The following is a 21466-nucleotide window of genomic DNA, read 5'->3' on the forward strand; positions in this document are numbered from 1 at the left end:
TCGCCCGGGTCCGCCGAGGCGAGGTCGCGGCGGCTCGCCTGGGTCCGTGGCGCCGAAGGTGGCCGCTGTTCTCCCGGGTCCGCGGGGGCGCCCCCGTTTTCCACGCTACCGCCCGGCACCGACAGTTTCGGGCCGGCGCCGGAACCGTCAGGCGCGGTCTTCGATGCGGGCCCGGACCGCGGCCGCATACGTGTCGACCGCCGTGGCCGCCGCCGTCAGCTCGCAGGGGCCGTCGATCAGCAGCCTCTTCGCCGGAACGTACGCCTGCTCCAGTTCCGGGTCGCCCGCCAAGCCCTGCTCGCGCGCCAGCTCGTTGTCGGCCGTCAAGCGCGCCCGGAGTTCCTCGCGGCGGGCGACCAGGCCGTCGAGCACCGCGCGCTGGCGGCGGCCGTCCTCGACCGCCGGGGCGACCGCGTGCTCGTGGCCGCCGATGTGCTTCTCGACCCACTCCGCGTCGCCGTCGACCTCGGCCGAGCGCAGCTGCTTCAGCGCGCCGCGCAGTCGCTGGGCGCGGGCCGGCAGCATCGCGACGCCGGTGAACCGGGTCGCCACGCGCAACTGGTACGCCTCGATCTCGGCGAGCTCCTCCACGGCCTGGGTCAGCACGTCGAGGCGGCCCGCGAGGTCGTCGGGCGCCGGGCGGGCGCCGAGCGTGCTCGCCCGCACCGCCGCGACCCCGGGCGAGGACTCCTCCCGGAACCCGAGCAGCAGGCGGATGCCGAGCTCGGCCGCGCGGCCGGCGAGCGGGGCCAGCACCTCGCCGACGAGCCGGTCGGGTTCGGCGGAGTCGTCGATCGCGTCGACGACGAGCGTGCGCCCCGCGACCCCGGTGGTGAGCCGGTCTTCGATGCGGTGGCGGATGGCGTCGGCCGTGCGGCCGGTGGCGTCGACGGCCAGGTCGACGCTGCCCGCCGGCGGCATCTCGCCGAGCGCGGGCGGCAGGCCGGGCACGCCCAGGGAGCGTTCGCGGTCGGCGAGGACGATCCCGAACCGCAGCGCCGCGGCCACCGGCGAGCCGGCCTCGCCGGTGTCGACGACCCAGACGGTGCCGGGCTCGGCCTTGGCGAACCAGTCGGCGACGCTCTGCACGAAGGAGACGTCGACGGCTTCACCGACGGGCCGCGAAAAGCTGGCGTCGACGGCCGGGCTGCCCGAGGTCCAGATGCTCAGCTGCGGCAGGTGCCCCAGCATCGTCTCGACCGGGATCATCCAGGTGCCGGTGTCCTTGCCGACGACCACGCCGACGACGTGGCCGGTCGCCTCGTCGAGCACGGCCGTGCCCCCGAAACCGGGGCCGAGCGGTTCGGCTTCGGCGGTGCGGAACAGGCGGACCCACTCGCCGCCGGCGCTGCCGGGCTGCTCGGGGCCGCCGAGCCGGGCGTGGGTCCAGCGGCCGACCGAGCCCGGTGGGAAGCCGAAGGCGCGCACGAGCTGGTGTTCGCCGAGCGGCATGCGGTGCAGCGGCGCGCGGAAGACGCGGGATTCGGGACGTTCGAGCCGCAGCACGGCGAGGTCGCCGCGGCCGCCCCCGTCGGAGGGCACCCAGCAGCCGTCGACGACGGTGGCCGTGCCGGGCATCGCCTCGGCCAGGCCGACGAAGTCGACGCTCAGCGCGGAGCGCGGCCCCCCGGCGGTCTCGACGACGTGCGCGCTCGTGAGAACGTGGTACTCGTCGAGCACCGTGCCCGCGCCGCACACCCGGCCGAGTTCGTCGTGCAGCCGGACCCGCCAGCGTCGTCGCTCACGCTCGAACCCCATTCGGCGGACCCTACGCCGTGATCGCCGCGGCTCGGGCGCCGACCTCCCTACCCAGCGGTAATGGCTCACCCGAACGGATGCTGCCATTCGTCGCAATGCCAAGGGTTTTCGTACCGGAGTGAGTGTCTCGACCCGTTTGGGGACCGCTCAGCGGGACCGTGGCGCCGTCCGGCGGTCTGCCCGAAAGATCACCGAACACTGCACCGCCACGCGCGGGAAGTCAGACGCGGCCGAACACCCAGCTGCCCGGGGCCGCCGGGTCGTCGCCGGCCCAGAACTCGAACCAGTGCCCGGTGAACTCCTCGCGGGACAGCCTGCCGTCACCGTCGAGGTCGAGGAGGGCGAAGACCTCGTCCGTCGGCGTGTCGACGCCGTTCCACGCCTCGATCAGGCGCCGGTACTCGGCGGCGGAGATGGCGCCGTCGCCGTTTTCGTCGACGGCTTCGAACATCGCGTCGGCGGTGCCCGTGACGGCGCCCGGCATCTTCGGGAGCTCGTCGACGACGCCGAGGACCTCGTCGAGGGTGACCTTGCCGTCACGGTTGCGGTCGGACGCGTCGCGCAGCGTCGCCCACCAGCCCATCATGATCGCCGCGAGCTTCTCGCCCTCGGGTGTGCCGGTGTCGGTACCCCGGAGGTCGAGCCATCTCGCCGTGAGCGCCCGGAAGTCGGCCTCGGTGAGGTAGCCGTCGTCGTCGGTGTCCATCGCGCCGAACACGCCGGAGATCTTGCGTCGCTGGAAGTCACTGGCCATGGCCGACAGCTTGGTCCCGATGACCGGCACCCCACGACGTCCGGCCGAGTACACCCGCGCCACGACCCGGTGATCCGGGTCGTGGCGCAGAGTGACACCGCTTGAGGGGGTCCGGGTGGAAAAGCCCCCGGCCCGGGGCGGAGCCCCGGATGTCTCAGTGCGCGGCTTCGTTCCAGGATCGGCCGTAGCCGACCGAGACCTCCAGCGGCACCGCCAGCTCGTAGGCCGACCCCATGCCGTGGCGCACCAGCTTCTCCAGCTCGTCGCGCTCGCCCTCGGCGACCTCGAGCACCAGTTCGTCGTGGACCTGCAGCAGGATCCGGCTCTTCAGCTTCGCCTCGACCAGCGCGCGGTGGACGTTGAGCATCGCGACCTTGATGATGTCGGCCGCGCTGCCCTGGATCGGGGCGTTCAGCGCCATCCGCTCGGCCATCTCGCGGCGCTGGCGGTTGTCGCTGTTGAGGTCCGGCAGGTAGCGGCGGCGGCCGAAGACCGTCTCGGTGTACCCGTTCTTCGCCGCGACGCCGACGACCGAGTGGAGGTAGTCGCGCACCCCGCCGAAGCGGTCGAAGTACGCCTCCATCTGGGACTTGGCGTCCTCGGTCGAGATCCGCAGCTGCTGCGAGAGCCCGTACGCCGACAGCCCGTACGCCAGGCCGTACGACATCGCCTTGACGCGGTAGCGCAGCTCCGGCGTGATCTCCTCCGGCGGCATCGAGAACGCCCGCGACGCGACGAACGTGTGCAGGTCCTCCCCCGAGTTGAACGCCTCGATCAGGCCCTCGTCCTGGGAGAGGTGCGCCATGATCCGCATTTCGATCTGGCTGTAGTCCGCGGTCATCAGCTCGGTGAAGCCCTCGCCGACCACGAACGCGTCGCGGATGCGGCGGCCTTCCTCGGTGCGGACCGGGATGTTCTGCAGGTTCGGCTCGGTCGAGGACAGCCGCCCGGTGGCCGCGATGGTCTGCAGCAGCGTGGTGTGGATGCGCCCGTCGTCGGCGACGGACTTGATCAGCCCCTCGACCGTGGTGCGCAGCTTCGTCGCGTCCCGGTGCTCCAGCATGTGCTGCAGGAACGGGTGCTCGGTCTTCTCGAACAGGCCCTGCAGCGCCTCGGCGTCGGTCGTGTAGCCGGTCTTGGTGCGCTTGGTCTTCGGCATGCCCAGCTCGTCGAACAGCACGACCTGCAGCTGCTTCGGCGAGCCGAGGTTGATCTGCTTGCCGATCACCGCGTACGCCTCGTCCGCCGCCTGCGTGACGCGCGAGAGGTAGTGCGCCTCGAGCGTGGTCAGCTGCTCCAGGTCGACGGCGACGCCGGCGATCTCCAGCTCGGTGATGACCTCCAGCAGGGGCAGCTCCAGCTCGGCGAGCAGCCGCGCGCCGCCGATCTGCTCGAGCTCCTTGTCGAGCGCGCCGGCCAGCTCGAAGATCGCGCGGGCCTTGACCAGCTCCTCCTGGATCTCCTTCTGCTCCAGGCCTTCCGCGCCGCCGTCGAGCAGGGACAGCTGGCCGTCGCCGCCGTCGGTCTCCGAGCGCAGCTCGCGGTGCAGGTACCGCAGCGCGAGGTCGTCGAGCTCGAACGTGCGCTGCCCGGGCCGCACGAGGTAGGCGGCCAGCGCGGTGTCCATCGCCAGCCCGGCCAGCACCCAGCCGCGGGAGCGGATCGCGTGCAGCGGGACCTTGAGGTCGTGGCCGGTCTTGCGGATCTTCGGGTCGGCGAACCACGCGGCGAGCGCGGCGTCGTCGGCCTGGTCCATCGCCGTCACGTCGACGTACGCGCCTTCGCCGTCGGCCGAAGCGAAGGCGACCGCGCGCAGGTCGGACCGGACCGACGCACCCACGGTGCGGAAGGCCAGCGCCACCGGCTCGCCCTCGCCCGCGTGCGCCGCGAGCCACGCCGGCAGCGCGCCGGGGGCCAGCGCGTCACCCGAGACCTCGAAGCCTTCGTCGGCCTCCGGCTCGGCGCTCTGCAGCGTCGCGAACAGCCGGTCGCGCAGGACGCGGAACTCCAGCTCGTCGAACAGCGCGTGCACCGCCTCGCGGTCCCACGGGCGCAGCTCCAGCCCCGACGGGCCGACCTCCAGCTCGACGTCGCGGATCAGCTCGGTGAGCTGGCGGTTCAGCTGGACCGAGCTGAGGTGCGCCCGGAGCGCCTCCCCGGCTTTGCCTTTTACTTCGTCGACCCGGTCGATCAGGTCGTCGAGCGAGCCGAACTGCTTGATCCACTTGGCCGCGGTCTTCTCGCCGACGCCGGGGATGTTCGGCAGGTTGTCCGAGGGGTCGCCGCGCAGCGCGGCGAAGTCCGGGTACTGCCGCGGGGTGAGCCCGTACTTCTCCTCGACGGCGTCCGGCGTGAACCGGGTCATCTCCGAGACGCCGCGCTTCGGGTACAGCACGGTGACCTGGTCGGTGACCAGCTGCAGCGCGTCGCGGTCACCCGTACAGATGAGGACCTCGAAGTCTTCGGCCGTCGCCTGTGTCGTGAGCGTGGCGATGATGTCGTCGGCCTCGAAGTTCTCCTTCGTCAGCGACGGGATGCCGAGCACGTCGAGCACCTCCCGCACCAGGTCGACCTGGCCGCGGAACTCGTCCGGCGTCGTGCTGCGGTTCGCCTTGTACTCGGCGTAGGTCTCCGAGCGGAACGTCTTGCGCGAGAGGTCGAACGCCACCGCGAGGTGGGTCGGTGTCTCGTCGCGCAGGAGGTTGATGAGCATCGAGGTGAACCCGAAGACCGCGTTCGTGACCTGCCCGGTCTTGGTCTTGAAGTTCTCCGCGGGCAGCGCGAAAAAGGCGCGGTAGGCCATCGAATGGCCGTCGATCAGCAGCAGCTTCGGCCGCTCGGCGACAGTGGTCGTTCCTGTGGCGTTGGCAACGGTCGTCTTCTCACTCGGGCTCACGGGCCCGAGTCTAGGCTGAGGGTCCGACACTCTTACGTGTCGCATAGGAACAGGAGCTTTGCGTGACCGAAAGTGCCGCCCCCATCGACGTGGACCGGCTGTCGGGGATCGACCCCGCCGCGGCGGACCAGCAGCTGAACGACAAGGTCGGCATGAAGCTGCTGGAAGCGACCGCCGAACGCGTGGTCGGCACGATCCCGGTCGAGGGCAACCTCCAGCCGTACGGCCTGCTGCACGGCGGCGCCAACGCCGTGCTCGCCGAAGCGCTGGGCTCGACGGTCGCCGCGCTGAACGCGGGCCCGGACCGCGCCGCGATGGGGCTGGAGCTGTCCTGCACGCACCACCGGGCCGTCCGCTCGGGCACCGTCACCGGCGTCGCGACGCCGCTGCACGTCGGCCGCGGCACCATCACCGCGGAGATCGTGCTGACCGACGACGAGGGCCGCCGCACCTGCACCGCCCGGCTCACCTGCGTCGTCCGGGACCGCCCGCCGGGCGCCTGAGCCGTGGACCTCGACCTCGCCCAGGTGCGGGCGTTCGTCGTGACCGCCGACCAGCGACACTTCGGGCGCGCGGCCCAGGCGCTGTTCCTCACCCAGCAGGCGCTGTCGAAGCGGATCCGGAAGCTCGAGGACACCCTCGCCACGCCGTTGTTCCTGCGCACCAACCGTTCGGTCGAGCTCACCGCCGACGGCGAGCGCTTCCTCCCGCACGCGCGCGAGCTGGTACGGGTGGCCGACGCGGCGGTGGCCGCCATGGGCGCCGAGGACCGGCCGCTGCGCCTCGACGTCGTCGACTTCCGGTTGTCCCCCATGTTCCTGCTGCGCCGGCTCGCCGAGCGGGAGCCGGCGCTGCGGATCGACCGGGTCGCCGGCGCCGGGTTCGCGAACGCCGTCGAGCCGCTGCTGACCGGCCGGCTCGACGCCGCCATCGGCCGCGTCACCGGCTTCGGCGGGCCGCTGCCCGACGAGCTGGAGCACCGCCCGATCCGGCTCGAACCCCTGGTCGCGCTGCTCGCCCCGGAGCACCCCCTAGCCCAGCAGGACGTGCTCCGGTTCGACGAGCTGCGCGCCGAGGGGATCTGGCTGCCGGGATCCGGCGGGGCCGCCGAATGGCTGTCCTACCTGCGCGCGATGTGCGACCGGTTCGCCGTGCCGATCGACGACTCCGGCGTCAGCTACGACCTGCGGCACACGCTCGAGCAGACGCGCTACGGCAAGCGGCGCGTCACCCTCGCCGGGGCCGACATGGAGCTCGCGCCCGACCTCGACCTGACGGTCCTGCCCTTCGCGCCGTCCCCGCTGTTCCCGTGGTCGCTGGTCTGGCGGCGCGGGAAGGCGCACCCGGCACTGCGGCGGCTCCTGGCACTGGCCGGGCGCACCAGCCGCGAAGAGGACTGGTGCGCCTACGACCCGGAGCACGCCTGGCTGCCGGAGGACGACCTCAAGCTCGCAGCCGCCGCGCGAACCAATCGCTGAACGCCGCGTCGACGCGGGCCGCCTCCGGCGTCCCCGGCGCGAACTCGTGGCCCATCCCGCCGACCGTCACCAGCTCGGTCCCCAGCTCCTCGCGCAGCGCCCGGGCCGGCTCGCGGACGGCGGCGTCGTCGGCTTCGCCCGCCACGATCAGCAGTGGCGCGCTCAGCTCCCCGGCCCGGCGCACGAAGTCGTAGCGGTCGGCGACGGCCCGGGACCGCGGGCTCCACGGGTACGTGACGTCGAAGAGCCGCTCGTTTCGGCCGATCACCGGCGCCAGCCGGGCGACCGGGCTGACCACCGCGGCGGCCTCGACCGCGACCTGCCCGCGGGCGAGCACCTCCAACGCGACCAGTGAGCCCGCCGAGCCCCCGAAGACGCCGAGCGGGCCGTCCGCGCCCGGGAGCCGGCTCCGCAGCTCCGCCAGCGCCGCCGGGAACTCCGCCGCCGCCTGCTCGGTCACCGGCTCGAAGACGTTGAGCACCGCGTCCTCGCTCGCCCGCCGGAACAGCTCCGCCGGGCCGCCGTCGGGCAGCCTGGCCCCGGTCAGCGGCAGGCCGAGGTACACCCGCCAGGCCTGCAGGCCGGTCATCGGCACCGCTTCGGCGAAGGCCTGCTCGCTCGCGGGCACCTCCATCAGGTGCCAGCCGGCCACCAGCGCGGCCGGAGCTTCCCGGTCCGCCGGCGGCAGTGCCACGAACGGCACCCCGGCCGCGACCCCTTCGACGGTTTCCTGCTCGGCGATCCGCATCCCGCTTCTCCCTGTCTCTCGGTTGCCTCCAGCCAACCGCCGGGGAGCGGGACGGGTCCAACAGCCGTTCCGGCGCCCACGACAACCGGTGGTTGTGACAGCGGTGCCCGGGGAGGCGGCCGTTCGGGCAGACCTCGTGTCCCGGTGAGCGGGGGGGGTGGTCTGTTCGGCCGCCCGAACCGGACGTAAGGTGCATCCCTACGGCGGTGCCCGCCCCGCGGAGCCCCCGCCAGGGTGAACAGCGGATCGCCGGAAACCGGCCACGCACCGCGCGCCGAAATGGGCCATGACATACCGCGGAAACACAGCTGTCACCCATTCGCCAAACAAGCGCCGATACTTAGCATCGCTGCGTGACCAGCGGCGGGCTGTAACGAAACGTCGTTCGCCTTTTCGTGCAATTCGTGTCGGTTGCGATCGTCACGATGTGGACACAGAGTAGTGAGGCCGCCTGTGCACATGACGGGCGAGAGGGATATCTTCCTGCCCTAACCTAGCCCCTGTGTCGGGGGCAACGCCTACCGGCGGCTGGTTGGTCATGGGAGGTAGTCGGTGTCAGGAGTGCGTTTTGGACGGGTCCTCGCCCTCGCGGCGGCGACGTCGCTTGCGCTGGCGGGCTGTGCCGGCGGCAGCAGCTCGTCGGGCAGCGGTGACAGCAGCACGCTGAAGATCGGGTTCATGGGCGACCTGACCGGTGAGAACTCCGGGATCGTGATCCCGCCCAACAACGGCGCGAAGCTCGCGATCGACGAGTACAACGCCACGAACCCGAGCGTGAAGCTCGAGCTCAAGAACTACGACAGCCAGGGCAAGCCGGAACAGGCCACCTCGCTGGTGCAGACCGCGATCGGCACGGACAAGATCACCGCGCTGATCGGCCCGGCCTTCTCGGGTGAGTCGAAGGCCGTCGGCGGCGTCCTGGAGCAGGGCAAGATCCCGAGCGTGTCGCCGTCGGCGACCAACCCGGGCCTGGCCGGCAACGGCTGGAAGTACTGGCACCGCGTCGTCGCGAACGACAACGACCAGGGCCCCGGTATCGCGAACTTCCTCATCACGGCGAAGTCGCCGAAGAACGCCTACGTCATCTCGGACGACCAGGAGTACAGCGTCGGCCTGGCCGACGCGTTCGAGAAGACCTTCAAGGACAAGGGCATCACGACCGAGCGCGACAAGTTCGCCAAGGACGCGTCGGACTACTCGTCGACCGTGCAGAAGGTCAAGGCCGCCAACCCGGACGTCATCGCCTACGGCGGTTACTACGCCCAGGCCGGCCGTCTGCTCAAGCAGCTCCGTGACGGCGGCGTGAAGGCCACCTTCGCCACCGGTGACGGTTCGCTCGACCCGCAGCTGGTCTCCGGTGCGGGTGCCGCGGCCGCCGAAGGCGCCGTCGTCGGCTGCCCGTGCAACATCCCGGACGCGGGTGCCACCAACGAGTTCGCCACGAAGTACAAGGCGAAGTTCAACGTCGCCCCGGCGATCTACGCGACCGAGGGCTACGACGCCGCGACCGCCATCATCAACGCGGTCAAGGCGGGCAACACCACGGGCGAGAAGATCAACGACTTCCTCAAGACCGAGGACTTCAAGGGCGCGTCGAAGCAGATCAAGTTCAAGGACAACGGCGAGCCGCAGACCAACGCGATCTACGTCTACCAGGTCGTCGGCGGGGTCATCAAGAACCTCGGCGCTTCGACCGAAGCCAAGATCGCCGGCTGACGGAGCGGTAGAAACACCTAACGGGAGCGGGGGTGCTGTGCTCGGACACAGCACCCCCGCTCCCCGCCAATGTGGCGACCATCCTCGCCCCGTCAGGTAAGGCAACTACGTCATGTTCCAAGATCTGCAGAGCCAGTTTCTGGGCAGCACCATCGGCGGCCTGGTAGCCGGCTCCATCTACGCCCTCATCGCCCTGGGCTACACGATGGTCTACGGCGTCCTGCGGCTGATCAACTTCGCGCACTCCGAAATCTTCATGATCGGGACGATGACGTCCCTGTTCATCCTCATCGCCATCGCCGGTGGCACCGCCCCGATCACCGTCGGCGTGCTCGGGATGATCGGCATCCTCCTGCTCATCGCGGTCTCCTCGGCGGCCGTGTCCGGTGGTTCGGCCATCGTGCTGGAGCAGCTGGCCTACCGGCCGCTGCGCAAGAAGGGCGCGACCCGGCTCGCCGCCCTGATCTCCGCGATCGGCGCCTCCCTGTTCCTGCAGGAGCTGTTCGGCCTCTTCATCATCCCCGCGCTGTCGGACAAGGCGGGCAAGGTCCAGCAGAACGCACCCCGGTTCGTGCCGCACGAGGAGCTCTTCCGGATCGGCAACGGCGTCGTGCGCACCGACCACGTCTTCGTCGTCATCGCCGCCGTCGTCGTGATGGTCGTGCTCGACCAGCTGGTCAGCCGCACGCGCATCGGCCGCGGCATCCGGGCGACCGCCCAGGACCCCGAAGCCGCCGTGCTCATGGGCGTCAGCATCGACCGCATCGTCCGGATCACGTTCCTGCTCGGCGGGGCCATGGCCGGTGTCGCCGCGGCGCTCTACGTCATGGAATACGAGAACACCGACTACCGGGTCGGCTTCCTGCTCGGCATCAAGGCGTTCACCGCGGCCGTGCTCGGCGGCATCGGCAACCTGCGCGGTGCCCTCCTCGGCGGCATCGTGCTGGGCCTGGTCGAAAACTGGAGCTCGATCTTCCTCGGCTCCGAGTGGAAGGACGTCACCGCGTTCGTGGTCCTCGTCCTCGTGCTCATGCTCCGGCCCACCGGCATCCTCGGTGAATCCCTGCAGCGGGCACGCGCATGAAAGGCGACGGAGTGGCTGAAAAGAACGAAACCCGCGCACGCAAGGGTTTCCACCCCATCGACGGCATGCGTGACTGGTGGGCCGACGCGCCGCACTGGCAGCGCTACGCCGTTTACCTCGCCGCGATCGTGTTCGTGCTGATCCTGCCCGCGCCGTGGATCGGGGCGTTCATGTCCCCGTACTCGGACTGGACGACGGTGCTGATCTTCCCGGTCGGCACGTACATCCTGCTGGCGGTCGGCCTCAACATCGTCGTCGGGCACGCGGGCATGCTGGACCTCGGGTACGTGGCGTTCTTCGCGATCGGCGCGTACACGTGGGCGTCGATCGGCACGAGCTACGGCTGGTCGTTCTGGCCGACGGTGGTGCTGGGCATCTTCCTGGCCTCGGTCTCCGGCGTGATCCTCGGCGCACCAACGCTTCGGCTACGCGGCGACTACCTGGCGATCGTCACCTTGGGCTTCGGTGAGATCGTCCGGATCACGGCGAACAACACCGACGGCATCGGCGGCGCACGCGGCATCACGAACGTCCCGCACCCCGAGCCGCTGTTCGGCATGGAGTTCTTCCTCGACCCGGCGCCGTACTACTACCTGATGGTCGTCGCGATCGTGCTCGTCATCGTCTTCTCGGTGCGGCTCACCAAGAGCCGGGTCGGGCGGGCTTGGGCGGCGATCCGCGAGGACGAGGACGCGGCCGAGCTGATGGGCGTGCCGACGTTCAAGTTCAAGCTGCTCGCCTTCGCCATCGGCGCCATGATCGGCGGGTTCGCCGGCACGATCTACGCGAGCAAGGCCGTGTTCATCGAGCCGAACAACTTCCCGTTCATCCTGTCCGCGACCATCCTGGCCGCGGTCGTGCTGGGCGGCTCGGGCAACCTCCCCGGCGTCATCCTCGGCGCGTTCGTGATCGCCTGGCTGCCGGAGCGGTTCCGGCAGTTCAACGACTACCGCGTCCTGATCTTCGGTGCCGTCCTGGTGCTGATGATGGCGCTGCGGCCGGAGGGCCTGCTGCCGTCGCGGCAGCGCAAGGCCGAACTACGGGAAGGAACCGGCGGCATGGGCGCCATGGGCGCGGAAGTGGCCGGCCCCGACTCCGAGGCTTCGGCGGAGGTGACGAAGTGAGCGGGCTGCTCGAATTCGACAACGTGACCATGCGCTTCGGCGGCGTCACGGCGTTGCGCGAGGTCAACCTCAGCATCAACGAAGGCGAGATCTTCGCCCTCATCGGCCCGAACGGCGCGGGCAAGACCACGGTGTTCAACGTGATCACCGGCGTCTACCAGCCGACCGAGGGCCAGGTCCGGTTCGACGGCGACCGCATCGACGGCATGAAGCGCTTCAAGGTCACCAAGCGCGGCATCGCCCGGACGTTCCAGAACATCCGGCTGTTCCACAACATGTCGGCGCTGGAGAACGTCATGGTGGGCGTCGACGCGCACCACAAGACGGGCGCGATCGGCGCGACGCTCGGCCTGCCGTGGCACCGCAAGGAAGAGCAGCACGGCCGGGAGCGGGCGCGTGAGCTGCTCGAGTTCGTCGGCATCGGCGGGGTCGAGCACAACGTCGCGAAGAACCTGTCCTACGGCGACCAGCGCCGGCTGGAGATCGCGCGGGCCCTGGCCACCGACCCGAAGCTGCTGCTGCTCGACGAGCCGGCCGCGGGCATGAACCCGGCGGAGAAGAACGCCCTGCAGGCGCTGATCCGCAAGATCCGGGACGACGGCCGCACCGTGCTGCTGATCGAGCACGACATGGGCCTGGTCATGCACATCAGCGACCGGCTGGCCGTGCTCGACTTCGGCCAGAAGATCGCAGAAGGGCTGCCGAACGAGGTGCAGAACAACCAGAAGGTGATCGAGGCGTATCTGGGGGTGTCCGAAGATGCTTCTTGAGGTCGAGGACATCAACGTCCACTACGGCAAGATCGCGGCCCTGAAGGGCATGAGCATCCAGGTCGACGAGGGTGAGATCGTCTCCCTCATCGGGGCCAACGGCGCCGGCAAGACCACGACGCTCAAGACGATCTCGGGGCTGCGTCCGCTCACCAGCGGCCGGATCCTGTTCAACGGCGAGGACATCTCGAAGACCCCGGGGCACAAGCGCGTGCTGCTCGGGATCGGCCAGTCACCGGAAGGCCGGGGCGTGTTCCCCGGCATGACGGTGCAGGAGAACCTCCTGATGGGTGCCTACACCCGCAAGGACGACCTCCAGGCCGACCTCGACGAGGTCTACGAGCTGTTCCCGCGGCTCAACGAGCGGAAGACGCAGTTCGGCGGCACGATGTCGGGCGGCGAGCAGCAGATGATCGCCATCGGCCGCGCGCTGATGACGAAGCCGAAGGTGCTGCTGCTCGACGAGCCGTCGATGGGCCTGGCGCCGATGCTGATCGCGCAGATCTTCGACATCATCCGCGAGATCAACAAGCGCGGCACCACGGTGCTGCTGGTCGAGCAGAACGCCCAGCAGGCGCTGAAGCTGTCGGACCGGGCGTACGTGCTCGAGACGGGCCGCGTGGTCCAGAGCGCCCGCGGGGCAGACCTGCTGAACGACCCGAAGGTCCGGGCCGCCTACCTCGGTGGCGACCTGGGGGTCTGATCTGTTCGTTCGAAGGGGCCCGGTCTGCGGACCGGGCCCCTTTTCATAGCTTGATGTCGGTGCCGTTGACGTTCTGCATGTCGGTGATGGTGGGCCCACCGAAGGCCCTTAGGGCGACCGGCTTCCGGTCCTTGGGGATGTCCCAGTAGAGGTCGAACTCGACGCGCACGCCGTGCCCGAGGTCGAACTGGCCGGGCTGGCGCTTGATCAGCATGGCCTGCTCGTCCGACGGGTGGGTGGCGCCCTGGTCGTCGACGAGCAACTGGCGTTTCGTGTCGAACAGGACGCTCGAGGTGCCGGTGTTGGTGACGACGAGCCGCAAGCGCACGTACTGGCCCTTGGGGAGCATTTCGGCGTGGCTGCCGGTGATGCTGGGCAGGCCCGCGGCGAGGCCGATCAGGGTGAACTCGGTGTCCCCGTTCTTCGCGGGCGGCACCTTGAGGGCGGTTTCGTCGGGCCGGACCTGGCGCGGCGGCAGCTCGTAGGTCGACGGCGCGGGAGTGCTCGGCGCGGCGGCTTCGCAGCCGGCCAGGAGTGTGAGGGCAACGACGGCCGGCAGCAGTTTCACCTGGGTGATTCTGCCGCCGACCGCCGTTCCCGGCTAGCTCCCGATGCTTTCGACGACGGCCTCGGCGACGGCCTTCATGGTGGTCCGGCGGTCCATGGCGGTGCGCTGGATCCAGCGGAAGGCATCGGGCTCGGTGAGGCCCTGCCGGCTCATGAGCAGGCCCTTGGCGCGGTCGATGACCTTGCGCGTCTCGAGCCGGTCGGTGAGCCCGGCGACCTCCGCTTCGAGGGCCTGCAGCTCGGAGAACCGGCTGACGGCGAGCTCGATGGCGGGCACGAGGTCCCGCTTGGCGAAGGGTTTGACGAGGTAGGCCATGGTGCCGGCGTCACGAGCGCGTTCGACGAGATCCCGCTGGCTGAAGGCGGTGAGGATGACGACGGGCGCGATCCGGTCACCGGTGATCTTGGCCGCGGCCTCGATCCCGTCCAGCTTGGGCATCTTGACGTCGAGGATCACGAGATCGGGCTTGAGGTCGGTGGCGAGCGAGATGGCCTGCTCCCCATCCCCGGCCTCCCCGACGACCTCATAGCCCTCTTCGCGCAGCATTTCGACGAGGTCCAGCCGGATGAGCGCCTCGTCTTCCGCGACGAGCACCCGACGCTGCGGCACGGTGGCGGCACCGTTGGCCTCGGTAGCCTGATCGGTCACCGGGGTCCTCCTGAAGACTCGGCGGGACGTGGGTCTTCGCGGCTTCCCGCGAACCTGAAGCCTACCGGGAACGATCCAGAAGAAGAGATGGCGTTCACCACGTAGTGGCGGGCGCGACACTCACCGCCCCGGTAACTCGCCGGGAGCGGTGATCCCGTAGGGTAGTCGCGTCGCGCCCCCGTAGCCCAACTGGCAGAGGCAACGGATTCAAAACCCGTCCAGTGTGAGTTCGAATCTCACCGGGGGCACGTTCCAGAACCCCACAAGCCGCTCCGGCACTCTGGCCTGGCGTTGCTTGCGGGTTCATCTGATCGCTGATCCTCTCTGCTGTGCCCGCGACCTCGCTGACCTGGTCGGCGGGCAAGGTGATCGTCAGTGTCGCATGCTCTCCCCCGTCGTGGATCTGGACGTGGAGCTGAACCACCTCGAAGAGTGTCCTGAGCAGCGCTTCGGGCGCCTGGGCCAGGTTGAGGGCGAGGTATGGCAGCCCATCCAACAACGACAGATCGTCTGCGGTCGGCAGCCGCGGTCCTGAACTGGCCGTTTCGTCCACACCGGACAGCGTCACCGCCAGCTCGGCGCGTTGGGCTTCCAGGTCGTTATAGCGGCTGCGAAGCGCCTTGGTAAAGGCGTCTTCCGGATCGCCGTCCATGGCCTGCCGCATGACGGACTCCTGCTTCTTCGCCAGGTCGTCCATGGCTTGCCTGAGTCTTTGCCGCTGCGCCTCAGCTTCTGCGGCTTCGTGATCATCGACGCCGGCCAGTTGCGCCTCGATGATCCCCTTCCGGTCCGGCCCGAAGACCCGATCGGCGAAGAACGCTGCCACGGCGTCAAGGATCGCGTCCTCGCGGAGGTAGAGGGTCTTCGGGTGGCCGGCGTACTTGTCGGGCCTGCCGCGGTTGTTGTTGCTCGGGCGGCACAGGTAGTACGCGCGACCGTGACGCGGGTCACCGACCATGCGGCGGCCGCACGGGCAGAAGATCATCCCGCGGAAGGCGTAGGTCCGGCGTGTCTGCGGGTGAGAGTTCGGTCCACTGTCGGCCCGGGACCGGCGCTTGGCCTTCCGACGGTCCATGAGCTCGTCGTACATCCACTTCGGGACGAGTGGCTCGTGGGCTGGCTCGAGCGACCAGACCCACTTCACCGGATCGTTCACCTTGCCCCGGCGGGACCGCGTGGCCCGCCGGTTGTAGACCTGGTAACCGGTGTACTTGGGGTTCCGCAGGATGTCGTTGACGCTGGAGCTGCACCAGCTCCCACGAGCACGCACCTTCCCGGGTGGCATCGGCGGCGGAAACTTGACCAGGTCCTGGTTGAGCAGGTCGGCGATCGAGTCGGTCCCCAACGAGTCGTAGTAGGCCCACGAGGCGATCTGGGTGACGGTCTGACCGCACGGCCCATCCGGCTCCAGGCGTGACTTCGTGAAGCCCTTCGCGGCCTTCGCCGGGTTCGGGTGGCGGAAGGTCTTGGCCTTGTAGCCGTAGCAGGGCTTGCCGATGTTCCAGCCCTCGCGCACGTGCGTGCAAAGACCACCCCAGGACTGCTCGAGGGTGTTAAGGACCTCGTACTCGGCAACCGACTGATTGATGCGTCGCTGGAGGATCCGCTGGGCTCGGCTGCCCGAGACCGAGATGGTCTCGTTGGCCGCGAACAGCGAGACCTCACAGCGTTCGAGGTCTCGCTCGACCGAGAGCCCCTCGTAGGCTCGGCGGGCGACGCGCGCGATGCTCTCGCAGATGACGACGTCGAACCGACGGTCCGGTCTCGCTGCCTCCTCCAGGAGGTCCGAGATCCCGCCGTCGCGAGCGATCGGGATGTCGAAGCGGTCGTAGTCCTCACCGCGGCCACGCCGTTCGAGCTCCATACGACCGGACTCGACGTCGTAGAAGTGCGCGACGATGACCCAGGATTCGGGCAAGGCGGTCTTGCTGCTTCCTAGCTGCCGAAGGATCGACTGCCGCGGGTCCTGCTGGTCCTCGGTGGAGGTCCGTCCTAAGAAGGCGACGCGCACCTCGTCTCGCAGCAGAGCGAGGGGCATGCCCAGCGGGGACAGGGCGTGGTCGGAGAGCCCGGATGGGCCGGAGACCGACCTCGGCGACCGGTCGAACGCAGGAGCCGGCGGGTTGACGGTCCAGCTTTGTGGTGAATTCATGGGAGTTGGTCATCCTCAGCGGATTCGGCAGCAGAAGCGTCAGCGGCCCAGCGGAGAAGATTCACTGTTGCGCGAGCGAGACCAGAGCGCAGCTTTTGGGCGCTTGCTCCGCAAACGAGCTCTACATGCCCCGAGAAGTGGCGTGGCCCACCACTGGAACGTTGCCGATCGTAACACCATTCCGATTGTTGCTCCCTCGGCCGTATTCCGCCGTCATGCAGGAACTGGCTCTGCGCCTGAGCTTTCTCGTGGTTCACTACACGGTCTCCCCTGCTCGAGACCTCCACCGAGACCGGTCTCACCGGTCTCGGTCATTCGCGAGACAGAGGCCCTTTCCCGAGACACGCACAAAGGCCAGTGGACTGCATTCAGGACTGACGCTCCGCCTACAAACCAGGTCCACGATCAGGCCGGTTTCCGGTTCGAGTCCCACACCTGGCTACTCAGCCGGGGTGTGCACGAGTTCCCTGCTCGTGTGCACAATCCCAGCGGGCAGCATCTGCACCAAGTCGTCGCAGACAGCCCTCGTTCATCGAGTCGATTCGGGCCTTCAGACCGCGATACCCGAGTAGCAGGAACGTCGTCTTCTCCTCGACGAGCCGGCAGGCCCCGCGGGCAACATCGACAAGCGCGTTGACCGTCTCGCGATGGGTCTTCAAGCTCTGTACGTCGCGTGCGGACGAGACGTCGCCCAGCCGAGAAGCACCCGGTCCCTTGCTTACTCCGGCTGGTCGAGATCGGCTGCGCGCCTGTCGAGACGTCGTCGAGCCTGGTCTCGGAACTGGTCTCAGTCGATCTCGCACGTCCCGGACAGTCGGTATACACGGTCTCGCACGTCGAGAATTGGGTCGTACGAAGTTCTACCTCGTCTCGGCCGAACCAGGTGCAATGAAGTGTAGGTGGCAGTCACAGTTGAACTGCCTGATGACCGGCTCCCCAAGACGGCCGATGGTCGCGGCCTGCCCACCCCTTGCCCTCCTCCTCGCGGTCGAGTTGCTCAACCGAGCACCGAAGTGACGCCGCGTGGCGCCGGTGCAGGCCGTTGAGACGCCTCAGGTGGCCTCCCAGAGCGTTTGCCCACAGCCCTGGACCAGCCTGCGGACAAAACGGCGGAACAGCGGATGTGGGAGTTCTACGAGGCCAAATGCCGACAAGGACGCACCCCGAGCGGCGCCGACCTCGACCGGATCGCCGGTACGCACAACCACGGGCGCCGAATCCTCCGAAAATGGCGCGCCGCGGACATGTCACCTCTACCGAACGACCCGGCCCAGCCGCAGAAACCAGCGGCAAAGGCGCTCCAAGAGAAGTAGTAGGCAAGCCTTCAGCCACTGCGACGTTGGCAACCCGACCCAGGCTCTTGAGCCATTCGTGCAGGTTCTTGGCCGGCCGCGGAGTGACACCATCGAATATCCCCCACTCGGGTGTTCATGATCTGTGCTTCCATCCCGTTGAGGCCACGGTGCAGGTTCCCTGGTGCGTGCACCTTGCCGATAGCGAGTCGGATCGGCTTCTCCGCCGGCATTGGGGGAGGCCGCATGCGTCACCAGGGCACACGGTGCGCAGGAGCCGAGCCCGGTGCACCACCTGCCTTGCTGTTCGCGGCGTGCTCGGTCAGGCAAACGTCGGCGCACCACGCCGATGCCTTGCTCTCGCAGGATGTTCCCGGTCGTAACAACCGAGCCCATAGGGTCGACATCGGCATTGTGGCATCCGCCGCAGGCCTGGGACGGCGGCTTTCCTCCCCCGAGTCCGCCGCCGTCCCAGGCCTTCGACGATCTCGCGGCCGAGCAAAACTGCTCCGCTGTCGCCGTGGGCTACTGATACAGACACCATGAGCCCTGTGACAGCAGCATCGAAGGAACCACCAACCGGGCCGACCGGTTCACCGCACACCCGGCTGGTCGTACTCCGAGGCCCTTCCGGCGCCGGTAAGAGCACGGTCGCCGCCGCTGTGCGTGCCCGGCTCGGCCGGGGTGTCGCGCTGGTCCAGCAAGACGTCCTGCGCCGCGTCGTCCTGCGCGAGCACGACGTCTCCGGCGGGCTGAACATCGCGCTCATCGCGACGGTGTGCCGGTTCAGCCTCGACGCCGGCTACCACGTCATCCTCGAGGGCATTCTCAGCGCGGCTCGGTACGGGGCGATGATGTGCAGACTCGCGGCCGACCACCGCGGTCGGACCTGTTTCTTCTACCTCGACGTGCCTTTCGAAGAGACCGTTCGCCGCCATGCCACGCGTCCCCAAGCCGGCGAATTCACTCCCGAGGACATGCGCGGCTGGTACGGAGCAAGTGGGTGTCTCGATGTGCCCGGCGAGCAGATCATCAGCGCCGCCTCGACGGTGGACGCTTCGGTAACCCGGATCGTCTCGTGCATGTCCGAGCACGAACGGGACGCTCGCTCCTTCGAGTGACAGTCTCGCGGAACGGCGTTCAGCGACGTCGGTGCACCGGAGCAGCTGCCCGGAGAACCTGCTCTTCGCCGTCGCTCAGACCACCAGAGCTACGAGTGCTCCCGCTCGGCACAGCCGGGTCGGCAGCGGTCAGCCACTCACGCAGTTCCGCGTGCCGGAACTCGACCCCGATACCCGACAGCCGGACCAGCCCGGCTTCGTACGCCCAGTCGAGGAACTGACCCGGCCGGGCAGGCAGCCGGCTGCGCCACCTCCCCACGACGATCGCCGCAAGGTACCGGAACCAGGTCGGACGGGCGAGCAGAAACGCGCCGAGGAGCGCCGAGGGTGCAGCGGGCTTGCCGACCAAGTACGCCACGATGCCGAACCCGAGCCCGCAGGTAATCGCCGCCACGACGTCGAAACCCACGCTGAGGCGCACCAGCTGGCTCGGCCGCGCCATCGCAAGCGGTCTGCGCCCGGTGGAGAGCTGCACCAACATGATGACGAAAAACATCACACCGATCGGCAATGCGTCGTGCGGGGAAAGGACGAGCGCAACCACTCCGGACATCGTGGCGCCGCCTAGGAGGCACCACGGCAGCACCCTGGTGAACAGCAATCGACGTCCTCGTCCCGCTCGGAGCGACTGGAGGCTGAGTGTCGACACCATCACCGGCATGCCCATGCATACCAACGCCGTGCCGGTCACCATGCACAGGCCGAAGACCACCACAGCCGCAGCCACGCCGGCGGGGAAGTCGACAGCCAGCAAGGACGGATACTGGACGCACAACGCGACCGCACCGAGGCCCCAGCCGAGGATCGCCTGGCCGAAGCCTCCGATGACCCGCGGCAGCACTCGTCCCGCCGTTCGCCACACGGCGGGCAATGCGATGTCGGCGGCCTCCCCGATGAGCCGCTCACTCGAATGGGTCATGCCGCGCAGCCATCGTTCCACTTCTTCAGGCTGCCATCGACCGCCGACGCGGCGCGGGTGCTGTTCGGTCAGCGCCGGGATCAGCTGCGCCAGGAGGTGGGCCGTGACCTCGTCCACGGTCAACCCAGCCAGCTCCGCGTACGGGTCGCCGCGTTCCGCGAAAGCCGTTATGCACAGGTAGAGGCGCCACGGAGAACTCAGGGCTTCCACGACGGGGCTCGTCCGGTCCGAGGCACGGCCGTCCGAACCGGACAAGGCGTCCAGCGTGCGGCGCCAGCGGGACTCCAGTGCACTCGGTCCCAGTCGTTCGATGACGTAGTCACGGACCGCCGCCCGCGGAAGTGGCTGCAGCTCGACCACGGCGACATCGCGAAGCTGTTCCGCCGGGGCGAGCCTGCCGAACCACCCAGTGCGGCAAGTCAACACGAAAGGGCGTGCTCGCGCGGCGAAGTTCAAAGCTCGCAGGACGGCGGCCGAACGACCGAGGTCACCGATCTCGTCGAGGCCGTCGAGAAGCGGCAGGATCCATCCACCGGCCACGAGTTCGGCCGCGGTTCGTTGGTCGATCCCTCGTCTGCGTAGCTGGATGACCAGCCACGACTCGAACTGCTCCGACAGCTGGACCGAAGTGGCGTCGTTGTATCGCTTTCCGTCGGCGAACGGATCGAACGACGCGAGGTTCATCCGGATCGGCACGGGCTTCGAATCGGCGGTCGGCCATCTACCGAGCAGGTCGAGCGCGAGCTTGATGAGCAGGACGGTCTTGCCGGCACCGGCGTCGCCCAGAATCAGCAACCGGCCTCGGTCCAGGGTGCGGTAGTACCCGGCGACGTCGAACGCTGACCCGAGCGGACCTCCCCCGTCGGTGCGACGGGCGCGCCCGTCATGAAGCCGGAAGCCGACATCGGCCGGGCTCGGGTCACCGAGGTCCCCGAGCAGCCGGGCGAGTACGGTCGCCTCCTCGACGCGCAGCCGCTGGGCCAGCCCTGCGGCGACTGCCTCCGGCCGTCCGCGACGTTGCCGGATCCAGGCGTCCAGCGTCGGCACGGCCACGACGACCCCGACGAAGAGCGCCAAGACCCCGGCGATTTCCCCGCCACGAGTCTGCAGCATGACGAGAACAACTGTCGCGGCGACGAGTGCTGCTACTCCGATACCCCACAACACGATCCGGAAAATCCGCACGACATCCTCCCGCCCCCAATTCTGCCACACCGGCATCCGCAGGCATCTACCCGTAACGATCCGAAGTGGGGCAGCGACTCCCCGTTCCGTCCAGGGGAATTCACCACAGGAAGAAACGAGTCCCGCATGACACAGCTCAGCTCGGTCGAGACTGCACATGAGGCACGCTCCGAGACAACAGCGGAAGGGGCGACGGCGTGGATCGACGCCCCGGACACCGTCCGCTGCCCTCATTGGTGCGGCGGGAAACACAACGAGACACATCCCGACGACCGCGTGCACTGGTCCAGCAACACACTTGCGTTCGATCCGGTGCTGGCCGAGCCGGCCTTCGAGCGGGTCGACGACGAGACTCACGAAATTCCGCTTCGGTTGCTGATCACGATGGAGCAGGGATTTCGCGAGGTCGGGCCGAGAATCAGCGTCGCACCGGAGATACTGGCCCACGGAAAGGGTTTCGCATTCACGGTGACCGAAGCGGAACGTGTGGCCCACGAAATGCTACGGCTCATCGAAGCGTCTCACTCGACCGCAAATCGTTGACAGCGGA

Annotated in this window: 17 protein-coding genes, 1 tRNA gene and 1 pseudogene; 11 read left to right on the top strand and 8 right to left on the bottom strand. The window is 68.9% G+C overall.

Annotated elements, in window-relative coordinates:
• Nucleotides 1–147 precede the first annotated feature (147 nt).
• The 3 genes from QSK39_RS23895 to polA form a co-directional block, all read right to left on the bottom strand.
• A complete protein-coding gene (locus QSK39_RS23895; protein WP_285480050.1) occupies nucleotides 148–1758 on the bottom strand; it encodes a trypsin-like peptidase domain-containing protein in 1611 nt (536 codons plus the stop codon).
• A 220-nt stretch (nucleotides 1759–1978) separates the two neighbouring features.
• The gene (locus QSK39_RS23900; protein WP_285480051.1) at nucleotides 1979–2512 is read right to left on the bottom strand and encodes an EF-hand domain-containing protein; all 534 of its coding nucleotides are present in this window, start codon (nucleotides 2510–2512) and stop codon (nucleotides 1979–1981) included.
• Between the two features lie 154 nt (nucleotides 2513–2666).
• Complete coding sequence (gene polA / locus QSK39_RS23905) at nucleotides 2667–5408, bottom strand: DNA polymerase I (RefSeq protein WP_285480052.1); 2742 nt, start codon at nucleotides 5406–5408, stop codon at nucleotides 2667–2669.
• Nucleotides 5409–5470: 62 nt separating this feature from the next.
• Between polA and QSK39_RS23910 the strand changes: the two genes are divergently transcribed.
• Together QSK39_RS23910 and QSK39_RS23915 are read left to right on the top strand one after the other, a co-directional pair.
• Complete coding sequence (locus QSK39_RS23910; RefSeq protein ID WP_285480053.1) at nucleotides 5471–5911, top strand: PaaI family thioesterase; 441 nt, start codon at nucleotides 5471–5473, stop codon at nucleotides 5909–5911.
• Nucleotides 5912–5914: 3 nt separating this feature from the next.
• A complete protein-coding gene (locus tag QSK39_RS23915; protein WP_285480054.1) occupies nucleotides 5915–6886 on the top strand; it encodes a LysR family transcriptional regulator in 972 nt (323 codons plus the stop codon).
• On the opposite strand, the gene QSK39_RS23920 is transcribed toward QSK39_RS23915, so the two are convergent.
• A complete protein-coding gene (locus tag QSK39_RS23920; protein WP_285480055.1) occupies nucleotides 6852–7634 on the bottom strand; it encodes an alpha/beta hydrolase family protein in 783 nt (260 codons plus the stop codon). The two genes, QSK39_RS23915 and QSK39_RS23920, sit on opposite strands and share 35 nt — an antisense overlap.
• A 561-nt stretch (nucleotides 7635–8195) precedes the next feature.
• On the opposite strand from QSK39_RS23920, the gene QSK39_RS23925 reads away from it, so the two are divergent.
• The 5 genes from QSK39_RS23925 (at nucleotide 8196) to QSK39_RS23945 (ending at nucleotide 13031) form a co-directional block, all read left to right on the top strand.
• Nucleotides 8196–9350 carry a branched-chain amino acid ABC transporter substrate-binding protein gene (locus tag QSK39_RS23925; RefSeq protein WP_285480056.1) on the top strand — a complete coding sequence of 385 codons (1155 nt, stop codon included), beginning with the start codon at nucleotides 8196–8198 and terminating at the stop codon, nucleotides 9348–9350.
• 112 nt (nucleotides 9351–9462) lie between these two features.
• Complete coding sequence (locus QSK39_RS23930; protein ID WP_285480057.1) at nucleotides 9463–10434, top strand: branched-chain amino acid ABC transporter permease; 972 nt, start codon at nucleotides 9463–9465, stop codon at nucleotides 10432–10434.
• Complete coding sequence (locus QSK39_RS23935; protein ID WP_353051074.1) at nucleotides 10431–11558, top strand: branched-chain amino acid ABC transporter permease; 1128 nt, start codon at nucleotides 10431–10433, stop codon at nucleotides 11556–11558. The genes QSK39_RS23930 and QSK39_RS23935 overlap by 4 nt, the downstream gene beginning before the upstream one ends.
• Complete coding sequence (locus QSK39_RS23940) at nucleotides 11555–12328, top strand: ABC transporter ATP-binding protein (RefSeq protein ID WP_285480059.1); 774 nt, start codon at nucleotides 11555–11557, stop codon at nucleotides 12326–12328. The genes QSK39_RS23935 and QSK39_RS23940 overlap by 4 nt, the downstream gene beginning before the upstream one ends.
• On the top strand, nucleotides 12318–13031 hold the full coding sequence (locus QSK39_RS23945; protein ID WP_285480060.1) for an ABC transporter ATP-binding protein: 714 nt from the start codon (nucleotides 12318–12320) through the stop codon (nucleotides 13029–13031). The genes QSK39_RS23940 and QSK39_RS23945 overlap by 11 nt, the downstream gene beginning before the upstream one ends.
• Before the next feature lie 43 nt (nucleotides 13032–13074).
• Here the strand turns inward: QSK39_RS23945 and QSK39_RS23950 are convergent, their stop codons facing one another.
• Both QSK39_RS23950 and QSK39_RS23955 read right to left on the bottom strand, forming a co-directional pair.
• Entirely contained in the window at nucleotides 13075–13599 is a 525-nt protein-coding gene (locus tag QSK39_RS23950; RefSeq protein WP_285480061.1) for a DUF4352 domain-containing protein, read from the bottom strand.
• A 33-nt stretch (nucleotides 13600–13632) separates the two neighbouring features.
• Nucleotides 13633–14247: an ANTAR domain-containing response regulator gene (locus QSK39_RS23955; protein ID WP_013227937.1), complete on the bottom strand. Its 615-nt coding sequence runs from the start codon at nucleotides 14245–14247 to the stop codon at nucleotides 13633–13635.
• A gap of 174 nt (nucleotides 14248–14421) precedes the next feature.
• On the opposite strand from QSK39_RS23955, the gene QSK39_RS23960 reads away from it, so the two are divergent.
• Nucleotides 14422–14495, top strand: a tRNA-Leu gene (locus QSK39_RS23960).
• A gap of 581 nt (nucleotides 14496–15076) precedes the next feature.
• Here the strand turns inward: QSK39_RS23960 and QSK39_RS53070 are convergent.
• A pseudogene (locus QSK39_RS53070) lies at nucleotides 15077–15763 on the bottom strand (recombinase family protein); the annotation flags it as partial.
• Between QSK39_RS53070 and QSK39_RS23965 the strand changes: the two are divergent.
• Together QSK39_RS23965 and QSK39_RS23970 are read left to right on the top strand one after the other, a co-directional pair.
• On the top strand, nucleotides 15764–16186 hold the full coding sequence (locus tag QSK39_RS23965; RefSeq protein WP_285480062.1) for a hypothetical protein: 423 nt from the start codon (nucleotides 15764–15766) through the stop codon (nucleotides 16184–16186).
• A gap of 2047 nt (nucleotides 16187–18233) precedes the next feature.
• Nucleotides 18234–18812, top strand: a complete 579-nt coding sequence (locus QSK39_RS23970; RefSeq protein WP_285480063.1) for a kinase — start codon at nucleotides 18234–18236, stop codon at nucleotides 18810–18812.
• A 19-nt stretch (nucleotides 18813–18831) separates the two neighbouring features.
• Here the strand turns inward: QSK39_RS23970 and QSK39_RS23975 are convergent, their stop codons facing one another.
• Nucleotides 18832–20952: an NACHT domain-containing protein gene (locus QSK39_RS23975; RefSeq protein ID WP_285480064.1), complete on the bottom strand. Its 2121-nt coding sequence runs from the start codon at nucleotides 20950–20952 to the stop codon at nucleotides 18832–18834.
• A 90-nt stretch (nucleotides 20953–21042) separates the two neighbouring features.
• Between QSK39_RS23975 and QSK39_RS23980 the strand changes: the two genes are divergently transcribed.
• Nucleotides 21043–21459 (top strand): DUF6907 domain-containing protein, encoded by a 417-nt coding sequence (locus QSK39_RS23980; protein WP_285480065.1) that lies wholly within the window; start codon nucleotides 21043–21045, stop codon nucleotides 21457–21459.
• The last annotated feature ends 7 nt before the right edge of the window (nucleotides 21460–21466 follow it).

The organism is Amycolatopsis sp. NBRC 101858 (genome assembly GCF_030269325.1).
GTDB classification, from domain to species: domain Bacteria; phylum Actinomycetota; class Actinomycetes; order Mycobacteriales; family Pseudonocardiaceae; genus Amycolatopsis; species Amycolatopsis ponsaeliensis.